The organism is Haemophilus sp. CCUG 60358 (genome assembly GCF_001679485.1).
In the GTDB taxonomy this organism is placed as follows: domain Bacteria; phylum Pseudomonadota; class Gammaproteobacteria; order Enterobacterales; family Pasteurellaceae; genus Haemophilus_D.
Map to the genome: position 1 here is coordinate 170,486 of NZ_LZOZ01000008.1, position 15,207 is coordinate 185,692.

The 15,207-nt window shown below is 39.1% G+C and carries 17 protein-coding genes; 10 read left to right on the top strand and 7 right to left on the bottom strand.

All coding sequences use genetic code 11. From position 1 onward, the window contains the following. Positions 1-36 precede the first annotated feature (36 nt). From ccmD to A9500_RS03450, 9 genes are read left to right on the top strand one after another with little or no spacing between them, the layout of a single operon-like run. Positions 37-240: a heme exporter protein CcmD gene (gene ccmD / locus A9500_RS03410; RefSeq protein ID WP_005699972.1), complete on the top strand. Its 204-nt coding sequence runs from the start codon at positions 37-39 to the stop codon at positions 238-240. Beyond that, on the top strand, positions 237-767 hold the full coding sequence (gene ccmE, locus A9500_RS03415; RefSeq protein WP_065243894.1) for a cytochrome c maturation protein CcmE: 531 nt from the start codon (positions 237-239) through the stop codon (positions 765-767). The genes ccmD and ccmE overlap by 4 nt, the downstream gene beginning before the upstream one ends. Then, positions 767-2,716 (top strand): heme lyase CcmF/NrfE family subunit, encoded by a 1,950-nt coding sequence (locus tag A9500_RS03420; protein WP_065243895.1) that lies wholly within the window; start codon positions 767-769, stop codon positions 2,714-2,716. The genes ccmE and A9500_RS03420 overlap by 1 nt, the downstream gene beginning before the upstream one ends. A gap of 54 nt (positions 2,717-2,770) precedes the next feature. After that, positions 2,771-3,316, top strand: coding sequence for a DsbE family thiol:disulfide interchange protein (locus A9500_RS03425; RefSeq protein WP_065243896.1), 546 nt, complete (start codon positions 2,771-2,773; stop codon positions 3,314-3,316). After that, complete coding sequence (locus A9500_RS03430) at positions 3,316-3,780, top strand: cytochrome c-type biogenesis protein (protein ID WP_065243897.1); 465 nt, start codon at positions 3,316-3,318, stop codon at positions 3,778-3,780. The genes A9500_RS03425 and A9500_RS03430 overlap by 1 nt, the downstream gene beginning before the upstream one ends. After that, positions 3,780-4,697, top strand: a complete 918-nt coding sequence (ccmI, locus tag A9500_RS03435; RefSeq protein WP_065243898.1) for a c-type cytochrome biogenesis protein CcmI — start codon at positions 3,780-3,782, stop codon at positions 4,695-4,697. Before A9500_RS03430 ends, ccmI begins: the two co-directional genes overlap by 1 nt. Next, positions 4,697-5,095, top strand: a complete 399-nt coding sequence (locus A9500_RS03440) for a VOC family protein (RefSeq protein ID WP_065243899.1) — start codon at positions 4,697-4,699, stop codon at positions 5,093-5,095. The genes ccmI and A9500_RS03440 overlap by 1 nt, the downstream gene beginning before the upstream one ends. 19 nt (positions 5,096-5,114) lie before the next feature. Next, positions 5,115-5,708, top strand: a complete 594-nt coding sequence (locus A9500_RS03445) for a hypothetical protein (RefSeq protein ID WP_065243900.1) — start codon at positions 5,115-5,117, stop codon at positions 5,706-5,708. Next, the gene (locus A9500_RS03450; RefSeq protein WP_257005664.1) at positions 5,695-6,015 is read left to right on the top strand and encodes a hypothetical protein; all 321 of its coding nucleotides are present in this window, start codon (positions 5,695-5,697) and stop codon (positions 6,013-6,015) included. The genes A9500_RS03445 and A9500_RS03450 overlap by 14 nt, the downstream gene beginning before the upstream one ends. A 56-nt stretch (positions 6,016-6,071) precedes the next feature. On the opposite strand, the gene hda is transcribed toward A9500_RS03450, so the two are convergent. The 6 genes from hda to A9500_RS03480 all read right to left on the bottom strand — a co-directional run bounded on the left by hda (position 6,072) and on the right by A9500_RS03480 (position 13,402). Beyond that, positions 6,072-6,767, bottom strand: a complete 696-nt coding sequence (gene hda / locus A9500_RS03455; RefSeq protein ID WP_065243902.1) for a DnaA regulatory inactivator Hda — start codon at positions 6,765-6,767, stop codon at positions 6,072-6,074. Positions 6,768-6,838: 71 nt separating this feature from the next. Then, a complete protein-coding gene (locus A9500_RS03460) occupies positions 6,839-8,086 on the bottom strand; it encodes an NCS2 family protein (protein WP_065243903.1) in 1,248 nt (415 codons plus the stop codon). A gap of 120 nt (positions 8,087-8,206) precedes the next feature. Beyond that, positions 8,207-8,833: a uracil phosphoribosyltransferase gene (gene upp / locus A9500_RS03465; RefSeq protein WP_005695610.1), complete on the bottom strand. Its 627-nt coding sequence runs from the start codon at positions 8,831-8,833 to the stop codon at positions 8,207-8,209. 121 nt (positions 8,834-8,954) lie between these two features. Next, positions 8,955-9,293, bottom strand: coding sequence for a hypothetical protein (locus tag A9500_RS03470; RefSeq protein WP_049374631.1), 339 nt, complete (start codon positions 9,291-9,293; stop codon positions 8,955-8,957). A gap of 183 nt (positions 9,294-9,476) precedes the next feature. Beyond that, positions 9,477-11,720, bottom strand: a complete 2,244-nt coding sequence (locus A9500_RS03475) for a nitric-oxide reductase large subunit (RefSeq protein WP_049385003.1) — start codon at positions 11,718-11,720, stop codon at positions 9,477-9,479. 332 nt (positions 11,721-12,052) lie between these two features. Beyond that, positions 12,053-13,402: a GntP family permease gene (locus A9500_RS03480; RefSeq protein WP_049374633.1), complete on the bottom strand. Its 1,350-nt coding sequence runs from the start codon at positions 13,400-13,402 to the stop codon at positions 12,053-12,055. Between the two features lie 227 nt (positions 13,403-13,629). On the opposite strand from A9500_RS03480, the gene A9500_RS03485 reads away from it, so the two are divergent. Continuing rightward, complete coding sequence (locus A9500_RS03485; protein ID WP_239660608.1) at positions 13,630-14,160, top strand: gluconokinase; 531 nt, start codon at positions 13,630-13,632, stop codon at positions 14,158-14,160. Between the two features lie 47 nt (positions 14,161-14,207). Here the strand turns inward: A9500_RS03485 and gntR are convergent, their stop codons facing one another. Beyond that, positions 14,208-15,203, bottom strand: coding sequence for a gluconate operon transcriptional repressor GntR (gntR, locus tag A9500_RS03490; RefSeq protein ID WP_049374634.1), 996 nt, complete (start codon positions 15,201-15,203; stop codon positions 14,208-14,210). Between the last annotated feature and the right edge of the window lie 4 nt (positions 15,204-15,207).

Consider the following 15,207-nt stretch of genomic DNA (forward strand, 5'->3'; position numbering starts at 1 on the left):
TTTATTTTAGGATTTTAGGATTTTAGGGAGCGGAAAATGTTTTTCCAAAGTTGGAGTGATTTTATCAATATGGGAGGCTACGGTTTTTACGTGTGGCTTTCCTACGGCATTAGCCTTGTGGCAATGATCATTTTGGCGATACAAAGCGTCAAAGGACGTAAAGCAGTATTAAAAGAAGTGTTACGCGAGCAACAACGTGAAGCCCGTTTAAACCAAGCAAATAAAGGAAATACGCTATGAATCCAAGACGTAAATCAAGACTTTCGATCATCATCTTTGTGATTTTAGGTATTTCGATTGCAACAGGTTTAGTCCTTTATGCACTTCGCCAAAATATCGATTTATTTTATACGCCATCAGAAGTCATTGAAGGTAAAGAAGGCAAAGCAGATCAAAAACCTGAAGTGGGGCAACGTATCCGTGTAGGCGGCATGGTTGTGGAAGGCACAGTAAAACGCGATCCAAAAAGCTTAAAAGTTCGCTTTGACTTAAATGATATTGGTCCATCGATCACTGTAGAATACGAAGGTATTCTTCCTGATCTTTTCCGTGAAGGGCAAGGTATCGTCGCGCAAGGCGTATTAAAAGAGCCAACTTTATTAGAGGCGACAGAAGTGCTTGCTAAACACGATGAAAATTATGTACCACCAGAATTAGGCGAAAAAATGCAGAAAGTACATAAGCCAATGGGCGCAGAGTTAAAAGGCGAGAGTGAATCTGATCGTCGTTATAAAGAAACCCAGCAAAAACCGCAAGAAGGTCAATAATGATTGCTGAACTAGGAAATTATGCGCTTGCTTTAAGTCTTGCCGTTTCATTCTTTTTAGCGATTTTCCCGTTATGGGGCGCAGAAAAAGGTCACCCTCAATTAATGTCATTGGCTCGTCCAATGACTTATGGTTTATTTTTCAGTTTAACCATTGCTTTTGCAGCATTATTCTATCTGTTTGCTGTTAATGATTTCAGTGTGCAATATGTGGTAAATAACTCTAACAGCAGCTTGCCGATTTATTATCGTTTATCTGCGGTGTGGGGGTCACACGAGGGCTCATTATTACTTTGGATTTGGTTATTAACCCTTTGGGGCGCAGCGGTTGCCTTATTTAGCAAACACTTACCACAAGAAGCCGTGGCTCGCGTGTTGGGTATTATGGGGATTATTAGCATCGGCTTCTTACTCTTCGTATTATTTACCTCAAATCCATTTACCCGTACATTCCCTGATTTCCCAGTAGATGGTAGAGAACTCAACCCAATGTTGCAAGATGTGGGCTTGATTTTCCATCCTCCATTGCTTTATATGGGATATGTTGGTTTTTCTGTGGCTTTTGCCTTTGCGATTGCATCATTAATGACAGGGAAATTAGACTCCGCTTGGGCAAGATGGTCTCGTCCTTGGACGATGGCAGCTTGGGTCTTTTTAACACTCGGGATCGTGCTCGGTTCTTGGTGGGCCTATTATGAGTTAGGCTGGGGTGGCTGGTGGTTCTGGGATCCAGTAGAAAACTCTTCTTTAATGCCTTGGCTTGCAGGAACCGCATTAATCCACTCTTTAGCGGTTACTGAAAAACGTGGCTCTTTTAAAGCTTGGACAGTGCTTTTAGCAATCCTTGCTTTCTCACTTTGCTTACTGGGTACGTTCTTAGTTCGTTCCGGTATCTTAGTGTCAGTACACGCCTTTGCTTCAGATCCTACACGTGGTTTATATATTCTTGCTTATTTGGTTGTGGTAATTGGTGGTTCTTTAACCTTGTATGCTTACAAAGGAAACCAAATTCGCTCGCGTGATAATGCAGAACGCTATTCTCGCGAAACCTTATTGTTATTGAATAATATCCTATTAATGACCGCACTTTGTGTGGTGTTCTTAGGGACGTTATTGCCATTAGTTCACAAACAATTAGGTTTGGGCTCCATTTCGATCGGTGCCCCGTTCTTTGATCAAATGTTCTTGATTATTATGACCCCATTTGCCTTATTACTAGGTATTGGGCCATTAGTTAAATGGCGTCGTGATCAGTTCTCTGAAATTCGTACACCGGTTGTAGTGAGTGTGGTTGTAATGGCGATTGCAGGCTTTGCCTTACCATATTTCCTACACAATAAACTCACCGTTAGTGTTGTGCTTGGCACCATGATGTCCGTCATTATTGTGTTATTAAGCCTTTATGAAATGAAACAACGTGCAACACACCGAGAATTGTTCTTTAAAGGTATTACCAAGCTTTCCCGTTCCCATTGGGGGATGATTTTGGCTCACCTTGGTGTGGCAATGACGGTTTGGGGAATTGCATTTAGCCAAAACTTTAGTGTAGAGCGCGATGTGCGAATGGCCGTTGGCGATACAGTGCAGATCGCTGACTATGACTTCAAATTTACCGGCGTGAGTGATGCAAATGGTCCAAACTATATGGGTGGCAAAGCACAAATTGATATTTCAAAAGATGGTAAACCAGAAGCAACATTATTTGCTGAAAAACGTTTTTATACCGTCAGTAAAATGCCAATGACTGAAGCGGCAATTGATTGGGGCTTTACCCGCGATCTTTATGTTGCTTTGGGTGAAAAAATAGAGGATAACTCATGGGCGCTTCGCCTTTACTATAAACCGTTTATCCGCTGGATTTGGATTGGTGGATTGTTTATGGCGCTAGGTGGCTTGCTCTGTATGTTTGACCGTCGTTATCGTTTTAGTCGTTTGGTAAAACAGTCTTAATTGTGATGAGGGGCTAAATTTAGCCCCTAAAAATAGATGTAAATTGATCGTGTTATGAATAAAAAACTACTTATCCCACTTATTATTTTTCTAGCTGTTGTTATAGCCTTTTTAGTTCAGCTTGGACGCAATGCACAAGGTGATGATCCGAAAGCATTAGAGTCTGCCCTGGTAGGAAAACCTGTGCCGCAGAAAACATTAACGGATTTATTGGAAAATAAAACCTACGGTAATGAAATTTTCCAACAAGGTAAACCAATTCTCTTAAATGTGTGGGCGACTTGGTGTCCAACTTGTTATGCAGAACATCAATATTTGAATCAATTGGCTAAACAAGGCGTAACAATCATTGGTTTAGATTATAAAGATGAATCGCCAAAAGCGATGAAATGGCTGAAAGATTTGGGCAATCCTTATAGCCTTGTGCTTAAAGATGAAAAAGGTTCTTTTGCATTAGATTTAGGCGTTTATGGCGCACCGGAAACATTCATTGTAGATGGTAAAGGTGTGATTCATTATCGCTTAGCGGGTGATGTGAATGAACGTGTTTGGAATGAGACATTGAAGCCTATTTATGACAAATTAGCGGAGAAACCATAATGAGAAAATCATGGCTTTTTTTGACCGCACTTTTTATGAGCGTCTCTGCGACTGCCGCAATTGATGCGCTAAATTTTGCTTCGCCAGAGCAAGAAAAGGACTATCATCAATTAACGCAAGAACTGCGTTGTCCACAATGTCAAAATAACAATATTGCCGATTCTAATGCAACCATTGCTGTTGATATGCGTGGCAAAGTATTTGAATTGTTGCAAGAAGGCAAAAATCGAAATGAAGTGGTAGATTATATGATCCAACGTTATGGCAATTTCGTGACTTATGACCCACCTATGACAATGGCTACAATGGTGTTATGGATTGCACCAATTTTATTAGTATTTGTTGGCATTTTATTTATATTTAAACGTAAATCGAAAAGCCCAAGTGCGGTTAATTCTGACGTTGTTTTAGATGATGCAGAGAATGCACGCTTGTCGGCTTTACTCAAAGAAAAGGATAAATAATGAATTTTGCATTAAGTATTATTGCGCTCACTTTAGTGGTGGCATTGATTTGTTTTTATCCATTGTTGCGTTCTGTTAAAGCGAAAGAAGATAAAAAACGTGATGAATTAAATAAGGCGTTATATTTTTCTCGTTTGCAAGAGATTGAACAAGATAATCAACAGGGTTTAGTTGAAAATGTTGAACAACTCAAGCAAGAGCTACAAAAAACATTGTTGGAAGATATTCCTCAACAAGAAACACAAGCTATCGATAAAAATGCCAAAAATTACGGTAAGTTGTGGTTTGTTTCTGGTTTATTAGGTTTGGCCATTATTGCCGGCGGGGCTTATTTCCCTTTGGGATCTTGGAAAGCCGAGGATATGATGGAAAAAACATTGGCAAAATTACCTTATTTCTTTGAACGAATCAAAGAAGAAGACACAAACCCAATGACGGATGCAGAAATGCAACAATTTTCGACCGCACTTCGTTTGGATTTACAAAAAACACCAAAGGATGCTAAAAAATGGTGGTTGTTAGGTCAGGTAGGGATGAATTTAGGTAATGGAAAATTAGCGTTTGATAGTTACCAACAAGCGAATAAGCTTGAGCCGGATAATTTAGATTATAAGCTTTCTTATGCGCGTATGTTAATGTCTTCTGAAGATCAAACAGATAAACTGAAAGGTAATCAGCTTTTACGTGAGATTATTCGTCAAGATCATTCTAATCCTGAAGCATTAAGTTTACTGGCTTTCAGTTATTTTGAAGGTGAGGATTATAAAATGGCAGCCGTCACCTGGGCGATGATGTTACGTTTATTGGAGCCAGATGATCCTCGTGTGCCAATGCTTGAGAAAAGTATTCGTGCAGCACGTGATGCACTCGCTTTACAGGAAGAAGAAAAAGCGAAGAGTGTCACACCGGAGAAATAATGAAACCCCAATTATTAGGTTTTCACCATATTGCGATCATTGCTTCGAACTATGCACGTTCGAAGCATTTTTATATGGAGATTTTAGGCGCTAAACAGCTAAATGAAACTTATCGGGCAGAAAGGGATAGCTATAAACTAGATTTAAGTTTTCCCGATGGGAGTCAAGTAGAGTTGTTTTCTTTTCCAAATCCACCACCAAGAGTAACCACTCCAGAGGCTTGTGGTTTGCGACATTTAGCATTTAAAGTCGAAAATATTGATGAATATGTCGCTTATCTTTTGGAAAATAGCATTGATTGTGAACCAATTCAAGTTGATGAATTAACGGGAATGAAGTACACTTTCTTCCGAGACCCAGATTATTTACCCATCGAATTATGCGAAAATAATTATTAACGTAGAAAATCAAATTATTATGAGTCATATTAAGAAAAAAATTGGGATTTACTCTTTTTGTGTTTTAGCATCATCAGTTGTTTTAGCCGAAGGTAGTAGTGTTGTATATGCAACAAAAGCGAAGACACCTGAAAATCATGTTTCAGTCAATGTTTCTGAAAGTAATATTTCTGAAACAGTGAAATATATTGATGGAAAAGACCAAAGAAGTTTAGATCCTAAGTCTGAAAAAGACATGGAAGAGCTTGCTAATAGTGTTGAGTTTGAGGTATACAAGTTTAACGAAGTTGCCGCTTCAAAAACAACCTTCCTTTCACCCGCTGGGATTTGCAGTGGCTTTAAAAGTGATGATGGTGTAGATGTAACAAATTCTAGCAATTATTACATTAAACCTAATGATGCTAGCGAGTATTATGGTAGTGTTTTAGGTGCCACAATTTATAAAAAAGGTGAAACGAAACATTCACAGTATATCCCTGTTTATGCAATCAAAAATGCCAATGTAGCAAAATATATTGAGCAAAATGAAGATCCCAACGTCAGAAAAAAAGCGAATGAGCGGATTAAAGAAGGTAGAGAAACACTTAATAAAGTAATTTGTGATAAAAGGTAACGGCATGAAAAAATTAATTTCTATTGCAGCATTATCGGTTTTAACAGCTTGTACTGCACCTCAGGAAGCTTCAAGTATTGGCAATGGTGCTGCTGCGTATGATATGAATACTGTACAAGATTATAATGCACGTGTAACAAGTGGTAATACTGTCACTGCTCGAGAAAAAGCGAAAGTTGCACAAAGAGATAGCGTTCCAAATGAAATGAATGCGAGTGATCATCGTTCTAAACATACGGGTTATTCTCGCATTCCTGTATCAATAATGCCGAGTGTCGGTGTTGGTTATTGCCATCACTGCTGGTAATTAAATGACTAAAAAATTAACCGTACTTGAAAAAGTGCGGTTATTTTTTTATCTGTTTATAAGCCTAAAATAGATTTCACAAAAGGAATGGTCAGATTTCGTTTAGCTTGCAATGAGGCTTTATCGAGTTGAACTAATGCCTCTTTTAATGTCGCCATATCACGATCTAGACGAGTAAATATAAAATTGACAGTATCATCTGAAAGCATAATGCCGCGCTGATGGGCATTTTGTTTCAATACAGCGAGTTTTTGTTCATCGCTGAGTGGAATCAATTGATAACTTTCTCCCCATTTTAAGCGAGAAGCCAGATCTGGTAATTTAACGGGGAGAGCAGCTGGAGATTGCTCTGCACTGACAACCAATAAGGTTTTGCCATTAGCTTTAATACGGTTAAAGAGATCAAATAAAGATATTTCCCATTCTGAATTTCCGATAACTGCTTGTAAATCATCCAGGCAAACCAACTCTTGCTGTTCTAAATGTTCAAAAACCGCAGTGGAGAAATATTGTGATTTGCTCAATGGAACATAAATCGCACTACGTTGTTGCTGAATATATTCATTACAGAGTGCGCGTAGAAGATGAGTTTTTCCGACGCTTTGGTTTCCCCAAAGGTAGAAGAATTGTTGCTGTAAATCAGTCATATTTTGACGCAAAGAATTGAGCAATAATGCATTATTATCACTATAAAAATTCTCAAGTGTTTCATCATCAATTTGATGAATAGGTAAAGAAAGTTGCTGATTCACGGATTAACGAGTTGATTTAAAATAAAAAAGAAAGGGCTAAATTTTCATTTAACCCTTTTGTTTGGGACGTTTTATTCTACTTCATTTTTTGCTTTTGGCAAAATCAAGTTCAGTACAATCGCGACGATAGCGCAAAGGCTGATACCTTTTAGGGAAACAGCATCGCCGACGTTGACAAACATATTACCGATCCCGAAAGTCATCACCACAGAAATGATGCAAAGGTTGCGAGGTTCAGTTACATCCACTTTACCTTTAATTAAGGTACTCATCCCGACAACGGCAATCGAACCGAATACTAACATCATAATGCCACCCATTACGATGGTTGGGATAGTAGAAAGGAATACACCTACTTTACCACAGAAGGAAATTGCAATTGCCCATACTGCAGCCCAAGTCATAATATTTGGATTAAAGTTGCGAGTTAGCATTACAGCACCCGTTACTTCAGCATAAGTGGTATTTGGTGGACCACCTACTAATGACGCTGCAGCCGTTGCAACACCATCGCCTAATAGGGTGCGGTGTAAGCCTGGTTTTTTAAGGAAATCTTTACCTGTTACAGAACTGATTGCCATAATACCGCCAACGTGTTCAACGGCTGGTGCGATAGCAATGGGTAGCATATAAAGAATGGCTTCTAAATTAAATTCTGGTTTGGTTAATTGAGGTAATTCAAACCATTTTGCATCTAAAACAGGTTGGAAGTTAATTAATCCTAGGAATAAACAAACCACATAGCCAGCAACGATACCAAACATAATTGGAATCAGTTTCATCATACCTTTAGCAAATACCGCAACAGAAAGGGTAGTGACCAAGGTAATCATAGAAACTAATACCGAATGCTCATAGCTATATGCACTGTTTTTACCTAATGCCATATCCACAGCAACGGGTGCAAGTCCCATACCGATAATGATAATTACGGGACCTACAACAACAGGCGGGAAGATGCGCTCAAGTGCAGCACTACCACGCAATTTTACTAAAGTTGATAGTGCGAAATAGACGAAGCCTGCACAAGCAAGTCCACCCATTGTGGTTGGAATGCCCCAAGTTTGTACGCCATATTGAATAGGCGCAATAAAGGCAAAAGAGGAGGCTAAGAAAATAGGGACTTGTTTACCGGTACAAAGTTGGAAAAGTAGTGTACCGATACCTGCGGTTAGAAGGGCTGTATTAGAATTTAATCCGGTGATTAAGGGGACTAATACTAAGGCGCCAAAGGCCACAAATAACATCTGTAAACCGACAAACGCTTGTTTGCCCATGCTTTGCACCTCAACAGGTGCGGTTGTAGTTTGATTACTCATTTAGTTTCAACTCTCGGTTTGAATTAACTGAAAGTGCGGTCGGTTTTAATGCTTTTTTAGCTTTTGTGTTTTCACGCACGGAAAAAAGACGGCCATAAATGCCGTCTTATTAAAAGGGAATTATTTCGTCCCAAAAATCTTATCGCCTGCATCACCCAAGCCTGGAATGATGTAGCCTTGTTCATTTAAGTGATCATCAATCGATGCACAATAAAGTTCGATATCTGGATGTGCTTTTTCTAATGCTTTGATCCCTTCTGGTGCAGCTACTAATACTAATACTTTGATATGTTGGCAACCTTTTGCTTTTAATAGATCAATTGTAGAGATCATTGAACCACCCGTTGCAAGCATTGGGTCTACAACGATAGCTAAACGTTCTTCTAAATCGCTCGCGAGTTTTTGGAAATAAGGAACGGGTTCAAGAGTTTCTTCATTACGGTAAATGCCAACCACACTGATACGAGCACTTGGAACATGTTCTAATACACCGTCCATCATGCCTAGGCCTGCACGTAAAATTGGCACAACGGTGACTTTTTTACCTTTAATACGTTCAATTTCAACTGGGCCATTCCAACCTTCGATAATTACTTTTTCTGTTTCAAGATCGGCAGTGGCTTCATAGGTAAGTAGGCTGCCTACTTCAGTGGCAAGTTCACGGAATTTTTTGGTATCAATATCCGCTTCGCGCATCACGCCTAATTTATGTTTAACAAGCGGATGTTTAACTTCAACAAGTTTCATCTTTTTTCTCCCTTTTAAAAAACAAATCGAAGAATTCTATATCAGAAATATTGAATTTCCTAGTGTTTTTATTATGACAGTTCGGTATAAAAACGGTGAAAAAATTGACCGCACTTTGCTATTAAATACATCCACCACAGCTACCACAGCGCCAATCTTCCTTATTCACCGCTTGATAGAATGCTCGCATGGTTTCTTCTTCTAAAGGAATATTGTGCTCGATAAAAACATCAGAAAGCCAATCGATGTTTTCCACAATCCAATCATCTTCCATTAAGCCTTCTCGATAAAGCTCATCTTCGGGATCCATAAAATTATAAATATTATTTGTTCCCATATCTTTATCTCGACGTTCAATTGGCAGTACCACAGGTAAACCGAGATAACTAATATCCCAATGACCTAGACATAGCGTATTGCCTTTTGATGACCAACTAGCGTTGAATGGATTGTCAATCATGTTGAAATGTTATAAGAAAAGTTGAAAAGTGTAGAAAGTATAGATCTAAAGACGAATTTAATCATACTTAAAAGAAGGTAAATGATTTGATAGAGATCAAAGTGCGGTCAGAAAATTTAATGGATTTTTTATAAATAAAAAGCGGCTAATTGCTTAGCCGCTTTTGCATGATTATTAATTTAATTACGCTGCTTTTTTCGGTTTAAAGAAAATCATCGTAAAGATTTGCCAGAAGAAAGCGAGTGCACCGAAGATGAAGACAACGTCGCCACCGAAACGAACCCAACGTAGGGTATCGAATAGAGGTTGTTGCATAAATTCTTCACTACGAGCATACCATAAGCCTTCAGAGATACTTGCATAACCTTGAATAATACCGATAGGTAATAAGCTTGATACGATCATTAACACTAAACCGCCATTTAACAACCAGAAGCCCCATTTCATTAATTTATCGTTAAATGGTGTATCTGGGCGTAAGTAACGAGCAATTAAGAAGACGAAGCCTAATGCTAAGAAACCATATACACCGAATAATGCAGCGTGAGCATGAACGGCAGTGGTATTCAAGCCTTGGATATAGTAAAGCGAAATTGGTGGGTTGATTAAGAAACCAAATACGCCAGCACCTAGCATATTCCAGAATGCTACAGCTACGAAGCAGTAAAGAGGCCATTTTAAGCGATCCATCCAAGGTGCTTTTTGTTTCATTGCCCAGTGTTCCCAAGCTTCATGACCTAATAACACTAATGGAACTACTTCAAGTGCAGAGAATGATGCACCTACTGCGATAATCGGAGTGGTTGCACCTGCGAAGTATAAGTGGTGGAAAGTACCTGGGATACCACCGATTAGGAACAATGCCGCTTCAGTAATGGTTGCCACAGTCGCAGTACGACGTGAAACTAAACCTAAACTTACGAAGATGAATGAAAGTGCCGCTACAGAGAATACTTCGAAGAAGCCTTCTACCCATAGGTGAACTACCCACCAGCGCCAGTATTCCATCACAGAAATGTGAGTGTGCTCGCCATAGAATAATGCAGGGCCATAGAATAAACCGATCGCAATTACGGAAGCGAAGAATAATGCCAATAAGTTTTTATCACCCGGTTGTTTAAATGCGTTCACTGTACCGCGAAGCATTAAGACTAACCAGAATAAGATACCTGCGAATTTCACTGCTTGCCAGAAACGACCTAAGTCAATGAATTCATAGCCTTGGTGACCGAACATGAAGCTCCATTCTTCTGGAAGAATATGCGCAATCGCTAAGTAGCTACCAGTGAATGAACCGACGACTAATACCACTAATGCCCAGTAGAGAACATCCACACCCAATTTTTGGAATTTCGGATCTTTTCCGCCATTAATGATTGGCGCAAGGAATAAACCACCAGCTAAGAATGCCATTGCAATCCAGAATAAGGCTGCTTGAATATGCCATGTACGTACTAATGAATATGGGAAGTATTGAGAAATATCAATACCATAGAACTCTTGACCTTCAACCGTGTAGTGTGCGACAACGGCACCTAATGTGACTTGCAAGAGGAAAAGTGCAAGCACAGTGAAGAGGTATTTACCTAATGAACGTTGAGAAGGGGTAAGTTGTAATTTTGTGAGCGGATCGAACTCAGGTGTAGGTGGTTCTTTTTCATCTTCACGTTTTTTGAATGACCAAATCCATACCACGAAACCAATACCTGCAATGAGGAATACCACACTCGCAATAGACCAAATGACGTTTTCTGGAGTTGGCACGTTATTAATTAACGGCTCGTGTGGCCAGTTATTGGTATAACTTGCATGAGTATTTGGACGTTCAGCAGATGCAGTCCATGCGGTCCAGAAGAAGAATTTAGCTAAGTCTTTACGAGCTTGTAAATCAGGAAGAGTATTATCCTTCATTGCAAAGTGTTCACGGGTCACTTTGGTTGCAGGATCATCACCGTATAAAGAGATGTAGTATTGTGCTGTTTTTTCCATTGCCGCTAAACGGGTGTTTGAAAGCACAACGGTACCGTTTTCAACTTTGCTACCACGATATTCTTTGGTTAGACGCGCTTTTAATAAGGTTTGTTGTTCATCATTTAAATCAGCGAAGTTTTTACCAAATTCTTGATTCGCTGTAATATCCAACCAGTTAGTTAATTCACGGTGAAGCCAATCTGCCGTCCAGTCTGGCGCTTGGTATGCACCATGACCCCAAACTGACCCGACTTGCATACCACCAGTGGTTTGCCAAGCGGTTTGACCATGTAAAATATCATCGTGAGTAATCACTTTTTCGCCAGATTCAGAAACATATTGTTGCGGAATTGGTGGTGCTTCACGATAAACTTCGAACCCATAGTAACCGAGAATGGAGAAGGCTCCAATCAATACGGCGACTAATAGGTACCAGAACTTTTTATACTGTCCCATTTTATCACTCCTAGATTATTAGAAAATATCACTTCCTGATGATTAAATGTCGTAGATAATCATCAGAACCTAGATTCTACGCCAAGTAGAATACCTGAGCAATTATATCTGGTATGTTTTACCAAAATTACCTAAAATTGAGTAATTTAATCAGGTAATGGAGAATGCAGAGCAAAATAATGTGTTTCTTTGGTGATGAATGACGTTATTAAATTTAAAAGGAAAGGATAGAGGCTAAGAAAAATCAACCAGATTATTAAAGACTGAGCTTTACGATGGTAAAGCTCAGGATGGAAGATATTAATTTTTAGAAAATAGGTTTTATTTAGAGACTAGAGAATGATACTTCCAATTAATGCAATAATAAAACCTACGACACCGATTGAGGTTTCGAGTAATGTCCATGTTTTTAAAGTCGTTTTTGTATCCATTTCTAAGAAACGACTGATTAGCCAGAAACCTGAGTCATTTACGTGAGAAAGCACAGTAGCCCCTGATGCAATAGCGATCACAATAAAGCAAAGATCAAATTGGCTTAAGTCAGTTGCCGCAGCAACGGTAGGAGAAATCAGCGCAGCTGCTGTGGTTAAAGCAACGGTTGCTGAACCTTGTGCGACACGCATTACCATAGCGATAACGAAAGCGGCAACAATGATCGGCATTCCTGTATTGGAAAGCATCGTAGATAGCACATCGCCAATACCACTGGCACGTAATACACCACCAAACATTCCGCCTGCCCCCGTAACAAGCACGATAGAACAGATAGGGCCCAAGGCATTATCACAAATTTTTTCAATTTGTTCATAACTACGTTGGTCTTTTAGTAACAGAATTGCGACGATTAAGGTGATTAACAGTGCAACAGGTGTTTTACCAATTAAGCGAAGTGCTTCAACCCAGGTTTGTGATCCATCAATGACTTTTGCCACGCTTAATGTATTTAAGCCAGTGTCTAATAAGATCAACAGAATTGGCAGTAATAATATTGTTATTACACGGGCAAAGCTCGGTGGATTTTGCACAGATGTTTCACTGATTGCAGTGGCATTTAAAAATGCTTTTGGTAAATCAATATGAACTTTCTTGCTGATGAATAGGCTAAATAAATAAGTACCGATATACCATGTTGGAATCGCACAAATTAAGCCCACAATCACCAATAAACCGATATTCACACCTAATAAATCACCAGAAGCTACTGGACCAGGATGCGGAGGTAAAAAAGCGTGCATTACAGCAAATGCGCCTGCAACAGGAAAGGCATAACGTAAAACGGAGCCACCAAAACGTTTAGCGACACTAAAGACGATAGGTAACATCACGACAAGCCCCGCATCAAAGAAAATAGGGAAGCCAAAAAGTAGTGCAGCAACACCTAATGCAAAGGGGGCTTTTTTCTCTCCAAATTTATTGATTAGTGAATCTGCAAGCACTTTGGCTCCGCCAGTAATTTCAAGAAGTCGACCAATCATTGCACCCAAACCTACCAATAAGGCAACTGCTGCCAGTGTATTACCAAATCCACCTAGCAAGGTTGGCAGGATTTTATCTACCGGAATCTGAGCAGCGAGTGCGGTAAGTAAACTCACAATAATTAATGCCACAAAAGCATGAACTTTGAATTTAATAATGAGTAAAAGTAGCAATAAGATTGCTACGATCATAATTGCAATGAGCATGGTTGTTCTCCGAATTGAATTGTTACCCGTAACATACGCTTGATTTAACATTTGGTAAACGATTACTTTTCAAAATTGTGATCTCATTCACATTATTTTTATCTTTAAAAGTGCGGTTAATTATGGTGATGAATTTATTTTGTGATCTTGATCACAAAATAAAATGTTACTGGTAACATTTTGTTTGTAATTAGAGTATGGTAAATGAAAATTTGAAGAGGTGTATGATGAATCATAAACAAGAACAGATGGGAAAAAGTTTTATTCTAATGGGCGTATCAAGTACGGGGAAAACCTCCGTAGGAACAGAGGTAGCTCATCGTTTAGGAATAAAATTAATTGATGGTGATGATCTTCATCCTAGAGCGAATATCATCAAAATGAGAGAGGGGCATCCGTTAAATGATGAAGACCGCGCGCCTTGGTTGGAGCGTATTCGTGATGCAGCATTTAGTCTAGAGCGAAAAAGTGAAGTGGGGATCATTATTTGTTCTGCATTAAAGAAAAAATATCGCGATCTCATTCGTGAAGGGAATGGAAACGTAAAATTCTTATTTTTAGAAGGCACTTTTGAACTGGTACTTGAGCGAATGAAACAGCGTAAAGGGCATTATATGAAAACCGATATGCTAAAAAGTCAGTTTGAGACATTGGAAGTACCTGGCCAAGATGAACCAGATGTTATTCATGTTGATATTTCTGGTCGTTTTGAGCAAGTGGTTGAACGCTGTGTAGAGGCATTAAAACCACTGATCTAAAATAAAAGAAGTGCGGTCAAAATATTAGTATTTTTTGATCGCACAGCTTATATGCTTTCACCTAAATGGATTTTAAATCCTAGATCAATTATTTTTTCTTTTAGTGGCTCGTTATTCAGTCTCGCTAACAATTCTTGTGCGGCAAGTTTGCCAATTTCTAAACGAGGGGTCATAACAGTTGCGAGCTGAGGTGTGACCGAAAAGCCTACGTCATGACCATGGAAGCCTGCAATTGCAATCTGTTTAGGCACAGCAATCCCTAATCGCTGACATTCAAATAATGCTCCAATTGCTAAGTCATCATTTGTACAAAAGATCCCGTTTGTTTCTGGATGTTCTTCTAAAATTTTACGTAGCTGTTTTCCACCCAATGTGAAAGAAGACGCGGCTTCTGTAATCAAGCTATAAGGTTCTAACCCATATTTTTTCATGGCTTGCTCATAACCTTGCATTTTTAATTGGGTTCGTTTATCCATTCTTGCCGTGAAATAGACGATATTTTTATAACCACGCTGAATCATGGTTTCGACCATAGCTTGTGCTGCAGCAACATTATCAAAACCAATGACTTGTTGAATACCTGCTTGTGAGCTATCCATGATTTCAATGACTGGAATATTGGCGATTTCAATCATTTTAAGCGTGCGTAAAGAGTGGTAGTTTTCCGATAAAATTAATCCATCCACATTGTAAGAAAGTAAACTTTCAATACGTTCTTCTTCTTTTTTGACACTATATCCGTAGTGCGCAAGCATCGTCTGATAACCTGCAATATCAGCAACTTGTTCAATGCCTTTTAATACATCAGCAAATACATGATTAGTTAAAGAAGGGAGTAACACGCCAATAGCTTTACTCTTTGCATTAGACAAAATTTCTGGTGCACGATTAGGTATATAACCAAACTGCTCAATGGCTGCAGCGATACGTTGTTGGGTATCTTTGGCAACAGAATCAGGATTGCGTAAATAACGGCTTACCGTCATTTTAGTCATCCCGAGATGGTCGGCAATATCTTGTAAAGTAGGGCGTTTTTGTTTCATTGAA

Excerpts from the sequence above, each read along its gene's own strand:
- ccmD (WP_005699972.1), top strand. The coding sequence starts at position 37 with ATGTTTTTCCAAAGTTGGAGTGATTTTATCAATATGGGAGGCTACGGT.
- ccmE (WP_065243894.1), top strand. The coding sequence starts at position 237 with ATGAATCCAAGACGTAAATCAAGACTTTCGATCATCATCTTTGTGATT.
- A9500_RS03420 (WP_065243895.1), top strand. The coding sequence starts at position 767 with ATGATTGCTGAACTAGGAAATTATGCGCTTGCTTTAAGTCTTGCCGTT.
- A9500_RS03425 (WP_065243896.1), top strand. The coding sequence starts at position 2,771 with ATGAATAAAAAACTACTTATCCCACTTATTATTTTTCTAGCTGTTGTT.
- A9500_RS03430 (WP_065243897.1), top strand. The coding sequence starts at position 3,316 with ATGAGAAAATCATGGCTTTTTTTGACCGCACTTTTTATGAGCGTCTCT.
- ccmI (WP_065243898.1), top strand. The coding sequence starts at position 3,780 with ATGAATTTTGCATTAAGTATTATTGCGCTCACTTTAGTGGTGGCATTG.
- A9500_RS03440 (WP_065243899.1), top strand. The coding sequence starts at position 4,697 with ATGAAACCCCAATTATTAGGTTTTCACCATATTGCGATCATTGCTTCG.
- A9500_RS03445 (WP_065243900.1), top strand. The coding sequence starts at position 5,115 with ATGAGTCATATTAAGAAAAAAATTGGGATTTACTCTTTTTGTGTTTTA.
- A9500_RS03460 (WP_065243903.1), bottom strand. The coding sequence starts at position 8,086 with ATGAGTAATCAAACTACAACCGCACCTGTTGAGGTGCAAAGCATGGGC.
- upp (WP_005695610.1), bottom strand. The coding sequence starts at position 8,833 with ATGAAACTTGTTGAAGTTAAACATCCGCTTGTTAAACATAAATTAGGC.
- A9500_RS03470 (WP_049374631.1), bottom strand. The coding sequence starts at position 9,293 with ATGATTGACAATCCATTCAACGCTAGTTGGTCATCAAAAGGCAATACG.
- A9500_RS03475 (WP_049385003.1), bottom strand. The coding sequence starts at position 11,720 with ATGGGACAGTATAAAAAGTTCTGGTACCTATTAGTCGCCGTATTGATT.
- A9500_RS03480 (WP_049374633.1), bottom strand. The coding sequence starts at position 13,402 with ATGCTCATTGCAATTATGATCGTAGCAATCTTATTGCTACTTTTACTC.
- A9500_RS03485 (WP_239660608.1), top strand. The coding sequence starts at position 13,630 with ATGAATCATAAACAAGAACAGATGGGAAAAAGTTTTATTCTAATGGGC.
- gntR (WP_049374634.1), bottom strand. The coding sequence starts at position 15,203 with ATGAAACAAAAACGCCCTACTTTACAAGATATTGCCGACCATCTCGGG.